The organism is Bradyrhizobium sp. 25ACV, from assembly GCF_054863005.1.
Window position 1 is genome coordinate 229,185 of the sequence record NZ_JAVAYO010000003.1, and the last position, 14,163, is coordinate 243,347.

Genomic DNA, 14,163 nt, shown 5'->3' on the forward strand with positions numbered 1-14,163 from the left:
TCGCAGGATCATGTACCTGCGCGACGTCGAAGGACTTGTGCTCAGCGGGATGGTCGAGGAGTTGAAGGACCCACGGCTGATCGAGACCTATGTCCGCAGCTACAACAGTGAACGAGAGCGGCTTGCGGGGAACGCCTCTGCGGAGCGCCAGCGGCTAGAGGCCAAACGTGATCGGATCGAAGGCGAGCGTCAGCGCAACATTGATCTCGTGATCAAGTACGTGATTTCCGAGGAGGATGCTAAGCAACGGATAGCCGAGCTGAAGCAAGAGCGGTTGCGCGTCGAGGCGGAACTGGCTGCCCTCGAGAAGGCCCCTACGCCAATCTCACTGCGTCCGGCAACGCTGGATCGCTACATCGAAACCGTCAATGGGCTAGCCGACACGATAGCAAGCCATGCAAGCGCGGAAGACGATCGCGGCCCGTTGGTCGCCGACTTCAGGTCGCTTGTGGACAGCGTCATTGTCCATCCGAAAGGCCCTCGGGAAGGCTTCGAGATCGAGGTCAAGGGAAAGCTGGCCGCATTGGTCGGCGGAGGGGTCTTTCCGGAGCCCACCATAATAGTGGGGGATACATGGTAGCGGGAGAGCGCTACCTACGTTCCCCCCGACAGCATTTACCCGAGTTTTTGGTCTCGCTTAATTCTGCCGGTTCCCCCAGTTGATTAACTCCAGCGAGCCGGGACCCCATTTCCGTCCCGCCCCTAAGTCCCCCGCGAGTTTTTCGGCGTGGCCTGTCAACGCTTGCTTTCGGGAACAACACCCCTTACCGCGCAGTGAAATAAAACTTGATGGGATAAGTCAAAATCAAGTCTTGATCTTCCATCTTCCTTTAACGGCGCCCCTGCGATTTGAATGCGATCTGAATAGGTAAGACTCAATGACAGATCAGCAATTGGCTATTCACGCCATCAGCGAAGCCCAATGCATACTGGACGAATACCTTCAGCCTCGTCCCCACGACAATGAGCGGATGATCCTCGATAAGCTGGTGGAGGTTCTTGAGCGGCCCGATCTGGTGGTCGCCATAGCTCGGCTGCAGCAACGAAGTAGCCCGTAGCGCTCAGATGGCAAAACAGCTTCCATCAATTCGTTTTGCCACTTGCATCGCTGCGCTCCTATTGATTGGACTGCCAACTGCGCAGGCGAAACAACAATGCAGCGCCGAGGTGCCACCAAATGCGCGGGAGTATTGGTCTTGGCGCATCATCGACGGACGAAGATGCTGGTACGAAGGCAGGCCCATGCTTTCGAAGTCATTGTTGGAGTGGCCCGCTCCAGCTTCGACCCAGTCGCAATCCGATAGAGAACTTGAAGGTGCGCTTACCGAAAAGTCTAGGAATCCGATGGACGCAAAAGCCTGGGCGCCGGCTGACCGAAACACTTTCGATGCCCTTTGGCGCGCAAGGGTGGAGCAGCGCTAAGACCCGCCCCACTCTGTTAACGTCGACGGGCGGCTTCTCCCCTGGTGGGAGAAGGGAAGTCAGAATGATATTCCTATTTTGTTAGGAATATCAAGTGCTTGTAATTAGCAGCCGAAAATCGTGTCCCTGTAGGTGTCCAGATTAAAAGCGGGACGAGTGAAGGTGTCGTACAACCTGGATTAGGCGCCTCGACGGCGAGCATAATCCACTAACCGTTGATATCGAGGGTCCTTTATGAGGATGGGCGCAGCTTGATGGATCGCTGCGAGACACTGCCTGATTTCATGGTGCGCCCAGGGTTGGTCAGTCAAGATAATATCGAGCAACCGGAGCGCCGCTTCAGGAAACTGGGCGCTGAGTCCTGCCTCATGCAATCGATGGATCACATAGTGAGGATGCTCCAACGGAATTAGCCAATCCGCGATCGTAGCAAGTGCTGCGGGAAACTCATTACCTGCTGCGATACTGACGAGAGCCAGTGACTCAGCAATTTGCTTCGAGACGAGTTCGCGCGACTTGGGCCAAACCTGCACCCAAAATGGAAGAACTTTATTTTTCCAGTAGTCCTCCCGTTGGTTACCGGCTCCGCCGAGAGCCTGTGAAAGCGTGCGTGCTACCTCGTGCAATCCTTCCCGAGGCAGAACTTCAATTGCACTTCGGAAATCAGCGTACGTGTAGCCTTCAACGGGGTCCAACGCGGCGTAAGTAAGAAATGCTGCGAATTGGCGACCATGGTCACCAAGGTCCGTATAATGATGCGCCGTTGAGAGGAACTGAGCCTTAAAAGCTAGCAGAAGAGGACGGTACAATCTTGGCGACCAAAGAAAGCCATCCCAAACAGCCCGGGCCTCCACGGAGTTATTTGTCCAATCAAAGAGGGGTAATAGGTGTAACTCAGTCCAACGGCGATCCACTCGAAAAAGTGCGATGAGCCTCGAAGCGAGTAGCACTCGCCCGTGCCGGAACTTCTCGATTTTGACATCGCACAACCGCGTAAAAAATTCGGCTATGTCCGGCGGAAGCGAATCGTTGTCGTTCGGCTGGCGTTTAAACCAGTAGTTCAGCAGCGCCTCCGCAACGATTCCCACTGGATGGTTGATCGCGTCAGTCACCGGACTTATGCGCGTTTCGGTGTCTCCGCGGACAATCGTAGTCGGCTCGAAATGCAATGCCAGAACGCGCCGGCACAGGTCCATCAGAATGTCCTGATGGCTATCCATCAGCTTGGAGGTCACTTCCATCCATCGAGTCAAGCTGTGTGCGAGCGCCGATATCATTGCTTCGGGCATGGCACCGACTAAAGGTGCGCCATAACGCCATGACCTGCGAGCTAAGTTCGGCTCGCTCCACACTTGGAGCGCTTCCCTCCAGCGTTCGACCGGCCAGATTTGCTCCTCGGCGAGGTCACCTAGGGCAAGGCAACTGTGGAAGAAGCGCGTGCGACAGATATCACGCCAATTGTCCTCTGCATCGTAACGCCGCTCAGACTCCGGCTTGGCTTGCTTGAGCCATTCTGTGAGCTCCTTTCGCTTGCGCGGCGCAGCTTCGACGTAACGCCGACTCTCGTAATCGGGATCACCGGTGCCGCTCATCCAATGCGAGAATTCATCCGATTGATTATCCTCAAGGCGCCAATCGGGATATTGCGCTGATAACGCATCGAAGTGACTCGCTGCACTCGTTCCAAGTTGCGCCCCTCCTTCGCGCAACTTCGCTAGGTATAACCAAACAGAGTGGTCAACCCGCCACTTCCAGCGTTCCGGCTCAAGGTCATCGCGATACATTGACCTAGGCGGACCAGCAAGGATCGCATCCTCGAGTTTAGCTTGAGACTCTTGCGAAAGGTTCGCACCTTGTTGAACGAGCAAACGCATGACTTCGCGTCGCACATCGACCGTCCAAAGCCACCATCTTTCTTCTGATATCAGCCACTCAACCCACTTAATCTCGTCGACGCAATCCTCTTGAGTAGCGGCGAAGAGCGCCAGCCGCTTGAACGTTGAGTAAGGTTCTTCAAACCATAATAACGCAATCTGCTGCGCGCGTCTGGGCGCAAGTTTTCGCAGGCCGAGCCATCCATCTCGCAGCAGCTCAATCAACACCACCCAGTCTCGGAAACCACGGTTCTGCCAATGCGGGCTGATCGACGGCAAATCCCAATGGGAGTGATCACTGCGCTCATCCGCTGCGCCCAGTTCACGAAGCAAGTCTAGCGCATCTCGCAGCAATTGCTGAAAGTCACCGATAAGGGTTGGCAACGCCGCGCGCCATGTATCATGGGTAAAATCGCTAATGGAGGCATGGACATGGTCTGCGGTAAGGACTAGTTCCCAGTCCACCAAATCCTTTACGCGCGTCGGTTGCTCAACATCTTGCTCCGAGCCCCATCGAAATGGCTTTCTTAGGGATATTTTGGGCGACAGTAGTTCGCGCAACTCAATTCGTAGAGAAGCCGTTAAACCATCGCGTTTCAAACGATCGTTCCAGCGATAAAGGTCCAGCTCCAACAAAGGCGACTTTACTCTTCCTGTGAGTAGCAGCCGCCACAGAATTTGCATCAACGGTCCGGCGATCGCATTCGGCGCACTGGTCCGAATATCATCGATCTCGGCGGATTTGCCGTCACGCTGCAAGCCGGCAACGCGGTTTAGCTCGTGGTCGATTTGCAACAGCCAGCGATCGTGCAATCGGCCTCCTTGTGCAGCCACCCAGATGATCAAAGAGGGATCGTTCAGATGACGTACCAACCAACGCCCCAAATAGAACATGACGTCGTCCCAATGGCCGCATTCAGCTCCATGCGACACCAACGCCATCAGAGGTGCGTGGGAATAGGGCGCAGGTCGGCGGATTAAGCTGAACTGCAGCTTGCCCTCGGCCTTTTTCTTAGGTGAAATGCCGAAGCGGCTCAGATCGGCATGGCCGTATCGATCTATTGAAAACGCTTCTAGCCAATCGAGAGCGGGTGCCGGGTTGAATTCTGCGAAGCGCTTCGCAGGCAATCCAGACTCATGGGAAACAGCCCAAAGCAGTCGTCCAACAAAGTCATCCTGCCGCGTACTCGCGGACGGCTTCGCCAAAGCATAGTCAACGACGATGCTTTCTTTGCCAAGCGTGCCGTCCCGGTGCGTTTCAGCCCACGCTTTCAGTGTTTTGTGTAGTGCGGAATGATCGTGTCCGCCGGGGGGCACGTCGTACAGAATGGGAATGACTCCCTTTGCTTCCCATTCGTTTTGCTGTCTGGTTTCATCCCCTGGTCTACAATCGCCGAAAGCATAGGCTTCCGGCGTGACCTCGCCTTGCATCCGATCCGCAGCCAATGCATCCATCATGTAACGAAGCACTGGATCATTGATGCTGTATCCGACAAAGCAAACTACGTAGTTTCTAAACAGTTCGCCGACGAAGCGTGCGGCCCAACGTTCGGTCAGGTAGGCGAGACCAAAATCGCCACTAGTTAGTACTAGGCGATGAAGCGCGCTATCGTCCCCTCGTTCGGGAAGTAAGCCGTGGAGATAGACTACCCCGTTCCAACGACTGTTCTTTGGTATTGGCAACATAGGTGCTGCAAACGAATTAAAAGCCTTGCCCGGGCGTTTCTTCACTCGTTCAAAAATGCGGTCGAAGTTCGTTGTCACTAGGCGGACAGCGCCGTCACGACAGCGAGCGAGCTCTAGCAAAGCTGTGTGCGTATCCGTTGCACCCTTGCGGTGCCATTTTGGCTTCAGTACTTCAGGCAGCTTTTGCCGCACAGCAAGACGTTGTCCCGGCATTCGACGCTCTAGCAGGTCGAGCGTGGCATCGAACTGACTTCGGCCGTAAGCTTGCTCCTCAATGGCAGTGCGTTTCGTGCCGAGGCGGTTGTAGATGTCGTCTACTAGCCCAGCAAATCCTGGCAACCCTGCCGGATACGAAATTCCAGCGCCGCAAAAGAAGATAACGCGACCTTCCTCATGCGCCTCCAAGAGATGATCGGGGATATCAGGGCCGTTTGCGACAAATTGCATAGTAAAATCGAAGGGCTGCGGGAAAATGACTGAGCGGTTATGGTAGTGAGTCGATCAGTACCGGGACAACCGGCTAACCGCAATGACGACTTTAGGTCGAGCCACGCCCCGCCCGTTGATTCGCGGCTTCACCCGAGCTGCTGCACATTCGCTGCCTGTCTCGAACGCCGAGGAGCGGGCGGGACGGTCTTGATCCACTCGTCCTGGCGCTGCTCTCGTTTCTTCAATGCAGCCCGATCGGGCCGCTCACCGCGCTATACGGAGAGGGACGCTACAACGAATATTTTAGGCGCCCAGCCAACTTGGAATTTGCGATGGTATCGGGAGGCAACGGGAGCAACGCCAAGGCGTTCATCCGCAACGGGCCTCCAGCATCAGTTATCACCACGCGCCAGCTTAGCGACAGCCCGACGGAGCTTGATCTCGATACACCGAGCGCAGATCAACTCGCCGTCACCAGCCGGTGGCGCGAGAACGGTTAGCTCTTCGGGCGCGAACTCTTCTTCGCAATGATCACAGCGGGGGGATTTCGAGCATCCGCGCATTTGCTCACGCAGTTGCGGCGGAATTCGGTAGGTTCTTACTACCACCCGATGGTCGGTCCGGCCTTTGCATCAGTTCGTTCAAATTCCGGAACGCGGCGAAGCAAAAGTCGCGCACGTTGCAGATTTATCACCCGCAGAAGCATTTCAGATACTAAGCTCATCCATTGATACGGCCGAAACATACTTTCATAGCTTACTTCATACGAACAGCGGGGACGCAAGGTGTTTGATGTCTATCGCAATGAGAGGCGCGACTTTCTCGTTCTAAGCACGGGCTCTGCGATACCCGTAATTTGCTCTCCGAATAGGTGGCGCAAGAGCAGAAAACGAGTTCTCAAAGTCAGCGACGAGATCAAGGCAGCCGTTCAGGGGCAAGGCTATTACATTCGCAGTTTGCGGGTCGCCAAGGAGCGGATGATCTAGGTCGAGCGCGAAAGGTCCTGGGGCGGTTAGGTCTTCGCCGCATCATCTAGCTGCGCCAGCCCAGCCTCGATCACGATGATATCTTCCTCGATCTTCTGAATGGTTGTCCGGCAGTCAAAGCCGGTCCGTGCCTTTAGGTCAACGGCCAGCTTCCGGCGCTGTATGCGCAAATCGTCGAGAGCTAACCTGTCATTGAGGCGAACGTAACCGTCCACAATAAGCTCGATTGCGCTTGGCATCTTCGATCCTAGTCTTAATGAACACCCGCAACGAATTTAGCCTGCGACACCCTTCACAACGGCATCCCTTCGCAGATTGTGGCCGGTTGCCGTCAAATGGGACCCTATGATTAGGCCGAGCCGCCTTAACGTCAGGAGGGCAAGAGGGTCGCAGAGTCCAATGGAAAGCCCGGCTCCCAATATCGCAATGGCGCGTTTTTGATCGCTATCGAGATCGGCCCATGAAATGTCCATCACGCGCCTCCGCGCTAAAAGGAATTATCTAAAACCCAAACGCGTGCCTGATTTGCCGCAGCATATCCGTGGCCGCGTCGGTGTACCGACCGTTGGTTAGATATCGATCCAACTGCGCTGTGCTAATCAGCGCCACAACTGCCACCGTGAAGCCCTTAAACATTGGGCCTCTCCTTCAAGAGACCGCTAACCGGGCGTATCGAAGTATCGAACCGGCCGCTTATGGCGACCTAATACAGCAAATGGTGACAGCGACTAGTAACGAGTTCCTTAACGATCGCAAGTATGGATGCGAGCGCCATGAGCAAAGACGCTGCAAGGCCGTCGCGCGGTGATGGCGGCTCCGAAGAAAGATCGAGCCTGAGCACAAGGTTCGGAACACTTGTCACGGCGTGCTTTGGCCCCATATTCGACGTATGCAACTCACCGATATCCATGACCAACCCATCCAAGCTCGCATGGCGCTAATCGTCGGCGCAAGGACGTTCGACCGTCTGTTCGCAGGCATGCGGTTCGATGAAGTCGATGGGGACATCCTGTTCGTCTTACGCCAAGGACGAGGACACCGCCGCCAAGATCGAGGATGAATTTGCGTTGCACATATCGATCATTGCCCTCAAAGATACTGGAGCGGGAGATCAACATCGTGATGGTGTTGCCGAGGCAGCTCGTCAGTTGAGCTTACAAGTTAGGACGGGGGATCGGCGGTGGACGCGGCAATGTCCGGTCTTCTGACGATAGCCGACATGGAATTCGGCTGGTGCATCTTCGGCTCAAGGTAGAGTCGAGATGTGGCGCGGTGGCGGTAGGCTGAACATATCTGTTTGCCGCCTCTTTCGTCTGGCGGTGCCTTAGTGGTTCACCCTTGGCTCCGTTTCCACATCGCGCTCATCGAACCGGACAGGCAGATTTCCCGCATCCGGCTCTCGGACAAGACCTCACGCCTTCGCCCACGGCAGGTCGCGCCCAAGCGCGGTTAGGCGTACGAGCCCGAAGTACCCGTAGAGGTGCGAGAGTGGATAGGTCCCGCCCTTGCGTCGGCCTGACCTTGTGCTTGAAGCGCAACCACCGGCGCAACCGCACAGCGGTGTAGTTGTCGATCGCCCGATACGCTTTGGTGACGGTGCCTACATTGAGTTAGTTCGCCCATCCGCGCAGCGTGCGGTTCAACTTGCCCACCAGCTCTGTGGTGTCTTGCCATGTCCCCGATTGGGCGGTCAGCGCATGAATGTTCTCCACCATGCGCCTGATGCTCTTCCGCGATGGCCGGTAACCCAGGCGGGCCTGGCCGGTTCTCGCAGAATACATTCGCCCGAACGAATAGCCCAAGAAGTCGAACTCTCCTTCCGGGACCTTGCAGATTCGTGTTTTCTCATCGTTGACCGTGAGCTTCAGCTTTCTCATGTCTCGCGCAGTTGCTGCAAGGCTTCTTCGGCTTTGCCTCTCCGGCACAAGATCACGAGGTCGTCGGCGTAGGTCACGATGCGAGAGCCGAGGCTTTGCTCCAGCCCGAGCATCTTCCATCCCAACACGAACCGGCGCATGTAGAGATTCGCCAGCAATGGGGAGATGGGTGACCCTTGCGGAATGCCGCGCCGGTTGTCCCGGGCTTCGGTCGTGCGTGTCTTCCTTCCTCGGTCGTCGGTTTCTTCCACGGGGCATTCCAGCCACATCTTGATCAGATGCAGCACGCGCCGATCAACAATCCGGCGCGCTACCGACTTTAGAAGTTCGGCATGCGGAATGCTCCCGAAGTAGTCCGCGAGGTCGGCGTCCACGACTTCCGGGTGGCCACGAAACAGCTGCGCTTCCACCTCGACCACCGCCTGTTGGGCGTTGCGCCCGGGACGGTAGGCGTACTGTTCTGGTGGAAGGTCGGCTTCAAAGATCGGTTCCAGCACCAGCATCGCTGCTGTCATGCAGACCCGATCACGCAGGGTCGAGATGCCCAGCGGCCTGAGTTTGCCGTTGACCTTCGGTATGAACACTCTTCTGATGGGGTCCGGTCGGTAAGTCTCCTCCCTGAGCGCAAGCGCCAGTTCGCCAAGCCACCGCTGCACCCCATACGCCTCGATGTCCGCAAAATCCTGACCGTCCACACCCGGTGCGCCCTTGTTGGAGCGGCACTGGGCATAAGCATGGGCCAGGATGTCTTCGCGGCTGATCTTGTCGTACAGGGCATATCCGAAGGCTTCAGCCACTTCGTTACCTCCATAGCTGCTCCGGTTGCTTCCATGGAGCGTTTGCCGGGTGGGGCTTGCACCCACTGGAAAGCGCCGCCTTTTCACGGCGCACGCCAGAAGCGGCCAACCTAACCGTATAGCCTAGACGTCCTTCTTAATTCGGAGTCGCGGGCTCGAATACGCTAAGGATGACCCCTTCTTGATCTCTCACCGTCACCTGCCGCCCCGTTTCCAGTGCAAGCTTGCGGCCGAGCTCAAGGGCTGTTTCGGTATTTGGGAGATCGAGAGAGATCATGGATAAGGTCCGGATACCTGTGCCGATGATCGCAACGCTTGGCTTGGTAGCAGGCATGGACAACGTCCATTTCGACCGCGGAGGCGCTTACCAGACGAGTAAGTTGACCAAGCCGGCGACTAACGCCAGCCACATCAGCGCTGCCTAAAGATGAGTAGATCGGGCCGCATCATTTTAGTGGTTGCAGCCCCGCAGACGAAAGCCACGCGCCAATACGCGCAGCGACTTCGGCCTGCCTTGCCCGGCGAATTAAGCGATCGCGCTCGATGCCGGGAGGAGAGCCACGCGCTTCTTTCCGTAGGCGATTTGCCTGGTCTTCGAGGCGATGATCCAGCGTGGTGACCTGCTTGAAACGACGTCTCTCCATGACGCGCTCCTTTTCCCGTTCGGGTGATGGGCGGTTCTTCTTGGAGGTTAATTCCTGCCAAATTTGATCGTCGGTCCGGTAGGAGACACAACTCTATTTTTTCTCCGACGTGACGTGGATAACGGCTTTTTCACTCGTCATCTGCGCGATCAGTCGGTCGATCCCGTCTAAAATTTGCTTATCAGTGAAACGAGTTGCTATCAGCCGTAATGTGCAGCCTTCTCGTCCAGCTCTTCGCATCTGGTGTACATACCTCACCGCAGCGCGGGAGGGGGTTCGCTCATCGTGAAGCGAAGCCGCAACACAGCATCATTGCTCGCGTTCGTGACGATGAGTTGCCATTCCAAGCCGTCGGGATATTTGGCGGCCAAGTCCCGCAGGCACTCGCCGGCCGTCCTTATGGCTTGCTCGCGCATATCCTCATGGCTTGCGCAAAATTCGCCAACGGTATCGACGATCAACTTGCCATCAAGGATGGAGAAAAAATAGCGGCCTGCTTCCATGGCAGGGGCCTTCCCGATCCAGGCGGGAGCGTGAAGCACTCTCAGTCACCGATAGATGCCAAGCGTCGGGCGGTGATGGATCACCCTACGCCTTATGTCCGGTTCCTGACATAGCAAACTTGCCTTTATTTCCGCCAAAGAGAGGAACTAAAGCTTGCTTTGTCGTCCCCGGGCCTACCCTTTGAAGATTATCGGCTACACCAATGGGCGCCGATAGCTGAGAGTGCATTTGCTCCCGCCTGAATGGCAGAGGAGCGCACTCGGTGCCGCACAGAAAGAACTTTCTTCTAAACAGGCTCAGCCCTGAACTTTTCGGTCGAATCTCGTCCGACCTGGTTGTTAAAGCTTTGGCCCATGGCGAGGTTCTTGCCGAAACACACGCAACTATAGACAAGGTCTACTTCCCTCACAGCGGTATTATCTCGTGCGTTGTCGAAACCATCGGCGGCGGTGCCATCGAAACCGGCATGATCGGAAAAGACGGAGTTTTCGGCGGATTGCAGGCGCTCGATGACAAGGTATCGCTAAACCACGTCGTCATGCAGGTGCCGGGCGACGCATCGGTTATCGCCTCTGACCGATTGCGAGAGATCGCGGATGCGGCGCCAGCCCTTCGCGGGTTGCTCGTGAAATACGATCAGTTCTTTTTAGCGCAGGTGCAGCAAACAGCAGCTTGTAACGCTCTGCATTCGGTTCAGGCACGAACGTGTAAATGGCTGCTGCGGATGCAGGATCTGGCGGGAGCGGACATTCCGCTTACTCAGGATTTTCTGGCTCAAATGATGGGAGTAAGGCGCACAAGCGTCACCGAGGTGGCCGGCGATCTCCAAAAAGCTGGAATGATCACTTATGCCAGGGGCCACATTCGTATTCTTGACCTCGACATGATTCAGCAGCGTGCATGTGAGTGCGAGGGTGATATCCGATCCCACTATCGCCGGGTGTTCCATTCCAACGAGGCAGACACATAGATGTCTTGTCTGCGGTCAAAAGCGGCGGTCGAGGCAAGGGTGGCGCCGCGTCAGCTTCGCAGCCGATAGCCGACTTCCGAATTGGCTCAGCGTTGTTCAGCTAAGGGCCATGTGTGGACGGCTCCTGGTTGGCAAGGAGAATCTTCACTTTGCGGCGTTGGTCGGAGCGGCCATGTGTTCGGCCTGTTTGCGCGGTCCACATGACCGCTGGCCATAATGCCCTCCGCGGATCAGGTCCCGATATTCGAAGATGCCATGGCCCATGTGGGTTGTCCTGATCGCCGGATCGACCGGCGCTGCATTAGTGCTGTTCGTCCTTCCCAACCGTTACGTCACACCCGGATGACCGGCTGTGATCTCGTTCACGCCGTAAGAGCGGCGGGTTCCTTGTAGCGTTCGTTCCTGGCCATCATCGCCCATGCCATCCTGGCGAGTTTGTTGGCGAGCGCGATGGCAGCGACCTTGGTGGGGCGCCGCGCCAGCAATGCGGAGAGCCAGGGTCGATGCCCCGTTCCGTGGATCTTGGCATAGCGGATCACGGCGAGTGCGCCCGCCGTGAACAGGCTGCGCAAATAGCGATCGCCCTTCTTGCTGATGCTGCCAAGCTTGTCCTTGCCACCGCTCGAGTTCTGCTTCGGCACGAGCCCAACCCAGGCCGAGAAGTCTCGCCCCGATCGGAACGCCTTGGCATCAGCGACGCTCGCGACCAGCGCCGTTGCCAGCGCCGGACCGACACCAGGGATCGCGTCCAGTCGCTTGCTCCTCGCGCTCGATCGATGCCAGGCGACAATGCGCCTGTCGAACTCCAGGATTTGGGCCCTCAGCCCCCGCAGTTGACTGCCGAGAGCAGCAAGACATGCGCGGGCCACCTCCGGGAGACGGCGGTCAGCTGTATCGGCGACGACCTCCAGCAACTGCTCGACACCCCGGCGCCCGACCGGGGCGACAATCCCGAACTCGGCAAGATAGGCACGGATTGAATTGATGACAGCAGTCTGCTGGCGGATGAAGAGGTGGCGCGCTCGGTGAAGCATCAGACAGCTCTGTTGCTCGACCGTCTTGGTCGGCACGAACCGCATGTTGGGTCTCGTGACCGCTTCGCAAATCGCCTCCGCGTCGGTGCTGTCGTTCTTTTGCCGCTTGACGTACGGCTTCACATAGGCCGGAGGCATCAATCGAACCGTATGTCCCAACGCCTGCAACTCACGGGACCAATAATGCGATGATGCGCAAGCCTCGATACCCACCAGGGACGGCGGCAACTTCTCAAAGTAGGACAGCACGAAACGCCGCTTGAGTTGACGCCGTATGACCACTTGCCCGGCTGCATCGACGCCATGCACTTGAAAGACCGACTTCAGCAATATCCAGACCGATCGTCGAAATTGACTGCATAGGCTGCTCCTCCGAATCGTGGGAGCCTAAAAAACGGCGCCCATACCTTGGCACCCTCGTGCCGGTGGAGGAGCCGTCCACAGCATCAAAAGGGGGAAGTCAACGTCTGGCTGAGTGAAAGAGGTCGCAGAATGAGGCGGCCTTATTTCACGCGTCGCGACTGTTCTTCGTGCGCGATCTCGGTCAGCATCTCATACTGCTTCGCGAGTCCTGTAAGACTATTGGCGATGTTTTTGAGCACATTGGCCGTCCTGGGCGATACCCCAGCGACCTCAGCCTTGCTCCGATAGGCCGATGCCAACTTCCGGCATTGCTCGGCAGTCTGCATATCACCACCACCACGGGTTACAGTGCCTATCGTTGCACGCCCGTGGCGATTTGGGAACCCTCGACCTAAAGCCCGCAAAATCCAGGATCTCATCATATGCGCGCCATTCCGTTTCCCGTCTGGGGCAAGGCAACGCCCGGACTTGGATGCGCTATTTGAGAGATCAACGGGCGGCGTTACTTCCGCTCCGGTGGAGCGCGGCCTTTCGGGCCTCTATTTCAGCCAGCCCGGACTTGAGCCGCTCCGTGGTTTAGCGCGTCAAAGTTGTTCGAGACGGCGCGGCGGAACTGATCGATCCGGCGTTGGAGGTCGTCGCACGGCACTGGGCGGCCCACTCCGGGTTATGTAGCCACCGAATCCACCCAGGACGTAACGGTATCTCCACCTTAAGGGTGCGGCTGCTTTATTCCATGAAGATAATTTGGGTCAAATTCCGCGATATTTTCAAGTTCTTCACGTTGGCGCAGTTCGATGGTTCGGCCTTGCCAGTCGATGAGTGCTTGGCGCCGAAGTTCCTGTATGGTCCGGTTTGGTTAGGGGACAGGTGAAAGCGTTGTTCTGGACGAGACCGACGAACTCGAGGCGGGCAACAATCTCGCAAATTAGGTGAGCAACCCGCGGTAGCGCCTGCCGCGAGCCCAAGTTATCTACCCATTCCCTGTGGATGGCCCCTTGGATGAGGGTCTCACGCCAGAATGCGTTCAATAGCCCCGTTGATCCTTCGAGCATCGTTCTAAGATCGGAGTGCTTTACCAAGGCTATCGTGGAGGCTCCCACGCTACAAAAGTCATGATCGAGAATCGGCAAGTGCAAGGCGTGAAGATCCGGCATGTCGCCGGACACGTAGAAGGAAGAAATTTGATTTCGCTCTGCGACGACTCTCTGACGAGATAGAAAGCTCGCCTTCACGACAGTGCAGCTCGAAGGTCGCTCCCCTTGACGGGCGGCATACTCACCGTCCGCCAAGTTCCTGACTGTATAGCGCAAGTTTCTGAGGGCCTCTCGGTCTTGCTTGGAGACGAGACTGACGGCGAGTAGCCGTGCGATCAGGTTGTGATGTGGCATAGAAGTTTCCCAACACGAGAGGAGACAGCACGCTTCTGAAGAATGTCTACAAGGATCCCTCTGGATGGCATCATAGCTGATTTGTTTGCGTCCACTTTGGGTCGAGATGCGAAGAACTCAGATTGAGCAAATCTAGTCCGCTCTGCCGCAATGAGCGGACCTCCGTCAGACGAGGCGCAACTTCGC

At 56.8% G+C, this 14,163-nt stretch carries 11 protein-coding genes and 1 pseudogene; 4 read left to right on the forward strand and 8 right to left on the reverse strand.

What is annotated here, in order from left to right:
- Positions 1–10 precede the first annotated feature (10 nt).
- Both RAD04_RS08135 and RAD04_RS08140 read left to right on the forward strand, forming a co-directional pair.
- Positions 11–580, forward strand: a complete 570-nt coding sequence (locus RAD04_RS08135; protein WP_461623351.1) for a hypothetical protein — start codon at positions 11–13, stop codon at positions 578–580.
- 298 nt (positions 581–878) lie between these two features.
- Positions 879–1,058 carry a hypothetical protein gene (locus RAD04_RS08140; RefSeq protein ID WP_461623352.1) on the forward strand — a complete coding sequence of 60 codons (180 nt, stop codon included), beginning with the start codon at positions 879–881 and terminating at the stop codon, positions 1,056–1,058.
- Positions 1,059–1,601: 543 nt separating this feature from the next.
- Here the strand turns inward: RAD04_RS08140 and dsr1 are convergent.
- On the reverse strand, positions 1,602–5,429 hold the full coding sequence (dsr1, locus tag RAD04_RS08145; protein WP_461623353.1) for an anti-phage defense-associated sirtuin Dsr1: 3,828 nt from the start codon (positions 5,427–5,429) through the stop codon (positions 1,602–1,604).
- 767 nt (positions 5,430–6,196) lie between these two features.
- Here dsr1 and RAD04_RS08150 point away from each other — a divergent pair.
- On the forward strand, positions 6,197–6,397 hold the full coding sequence (locus tag RAD04_RS08150) for a hypothetical protein (RefSeq protein WP_461623354.1): 201 nt from the start codon (positions 6,197–6,199) through the stop codon (positions 6,395–6,397).
- A 26-nt stretch (positions 6,398–6,423) separates the two neighbouring features.
- On the opposite strand, the gene RAD04_RS08155 is transcribed toward RAD04_RS08150, so the two are convergent.
- The 6 genes from RAD04_RS08155 to RAD04_RS08180 form a co-directional block, all read right to left on the reverse strand.
- On the reverse strand, positions 6,424–6,636 hold the full coding sequence (locus RAD04_RS08155; RefSeq protein WP_461623355.1) for a hypothetical protein: 213 nt from the start codon (positions 6,634–6,636) through the stop codon (positions 6,424–6,426).
- A gap of 1,371 nt (positions 6,637–8,007) precedes the next feature.
- A complete protein-coding gene (locus RAD04_RS08160; protein WP_461623356.1) occupies positions 8,008–8,274 on the reverse strand; it encodes a group II intron maturase-specific domain-containing protein in 267 nt (88 codons plus the stop codon).
- Positions 8,271–9,071 (reverse strand): reverse transcriptase domain-containing protein, encoded by an 801-nt coding sequence (locus RAD04_RS08165; RefSeq protein WP_461623357.1) that lies wholly within the window; start codon positions 9,069–9,071, stop codon positions 8,271–8,273. The genes RAD04_RS08160 and RAD04_RS08165 overlap by 4 nt, the downstream gene beginning before the upstream one ends.
- Positions 9,072–9,207: 136 nt before the next feature.
- Positions 9,208–9,405 (reverse strand): hypothetical protein, encoded by a 198-nt coding sequence (locus RAD04_RS08170; protein ID WP_461623358.1) that lies wholly within the window; start codon positions 9,403–9,405, stop codon positions 9,208–9,210.
- Positions 9,406–9,517: 112 nt separating this feature from the next.
- Positions 9,518–9,715: a hypothetical protein gene (locus RAD04_RS08175; RefSeq protein ID WP_461623359.1), complete on the reverse strand. Its 198-nt coding sequence runs from the start codon at positions 9,713–9,715 to the stop codon at positions 9,518–9,520.
- A 254-nt stretch (positions 9,716–9,969) separates the two neighbouring features.
- On the reverse strand, positions 9,970–10,218 hold the full coding sequence (locus RAD04_RS08180; RefSeq protein ID WP_461623360.1) for a DUF6894 family protein: 249 nt from the start codon (positions 10,216–10,218) through the stop codon (positions 9,970–9,972).
- Positions 10,219–10,481: 263 nt separating this feature from the next.
- On the opposite strand from RAD04_RS08180, the gene RAD04_RS08185 reads away from it, so the two are divergent.
- On the forward strand, positions 10,482–11,189 hold the full coding sequence (locus RAD04_RS08185) for a Crp/Fnr family transcriptional regulator (protein WP_461623361.1): 708 nt from the start codon (positions 10,482–10,484) through the stop codon (positions 11,187–11,189).
- 362 nt (positions 11,190–11,551) lie between these two features.
- Here the strand turns inward: RAD04_RS08185 and RAD04_RS08190 are convergent.
- A pseudogene (locus RAD04_RS08190) lies at positions 11,552–12,584 on the reverse strand (IS110 family RNA-guided transposase).
- Positions 12,585–14,163: the final 1,579 nt, after the last annotated feature.

What these genes read in the sequence shown, in the direction of transcription:
- RAD04_RS08135 (WP_461623351.1), top strand. Translation starts at nt 11, where the DNA reads ATGTACCTGCGCGACGTCGAAGGACTTGTGCTCAGCGGGATGGTCGAG.
- RAD04_RS08140 (WP_461623352.1), top strand. Translation starts at nt 879, where the DNA reads ATGACAGATCAGCAATTGGCTATTCACGCCATCAGCGAAGCCCAATGC.
- dsr1 (WP_461623353.1), bottom strand. Translation starts at nt 5,429, where the DNA reads ATGCAATTTGTCGCAAACGGCCCTGATATCCCCGATCATCTCTTGGAG.
- RAD04_RS08155 (WP_461623355.1), bottom strand. Translation starts at nt 6,636, where the DNA reads ATGCCAAGCGCAATCGAGCTTATTGTGGACGGTTACGTTCGCCTCAAT.
- RAD04_RS08160 (WP_461623356.1), bottom strand. Translation starts at nt 8,274, where the DNA reads ATGAGAAAGCTGAAGCTCACGGTCAACGATGAGAAAACACGAATCTGC.
- RAD04_RS08170 (WP_461623358.1), bottom strand. Translation starts at nt 9,405, where the DNA reads ATGCCTGCTACCAAGCCAAGCGTTGCGATCATCGGCACAGGTATCCGG.
- RAD04_RS08175 (WP_461623359.1), bottom strand. Translation starts at nt 9,715, where the DNA reads ATGGAGAGACGTCGTTTCAAGCAGGTCACCACGCTGGATCATCGCCTC.
- RAD04_RS08180 (WP_461623360.1), bottom strand. Translation starts at nt 10,218, where the DNA reads ATGGAAGCAGGCCGCTATTTTTTCTCCATCCTTGATGGCAAGTTGATC.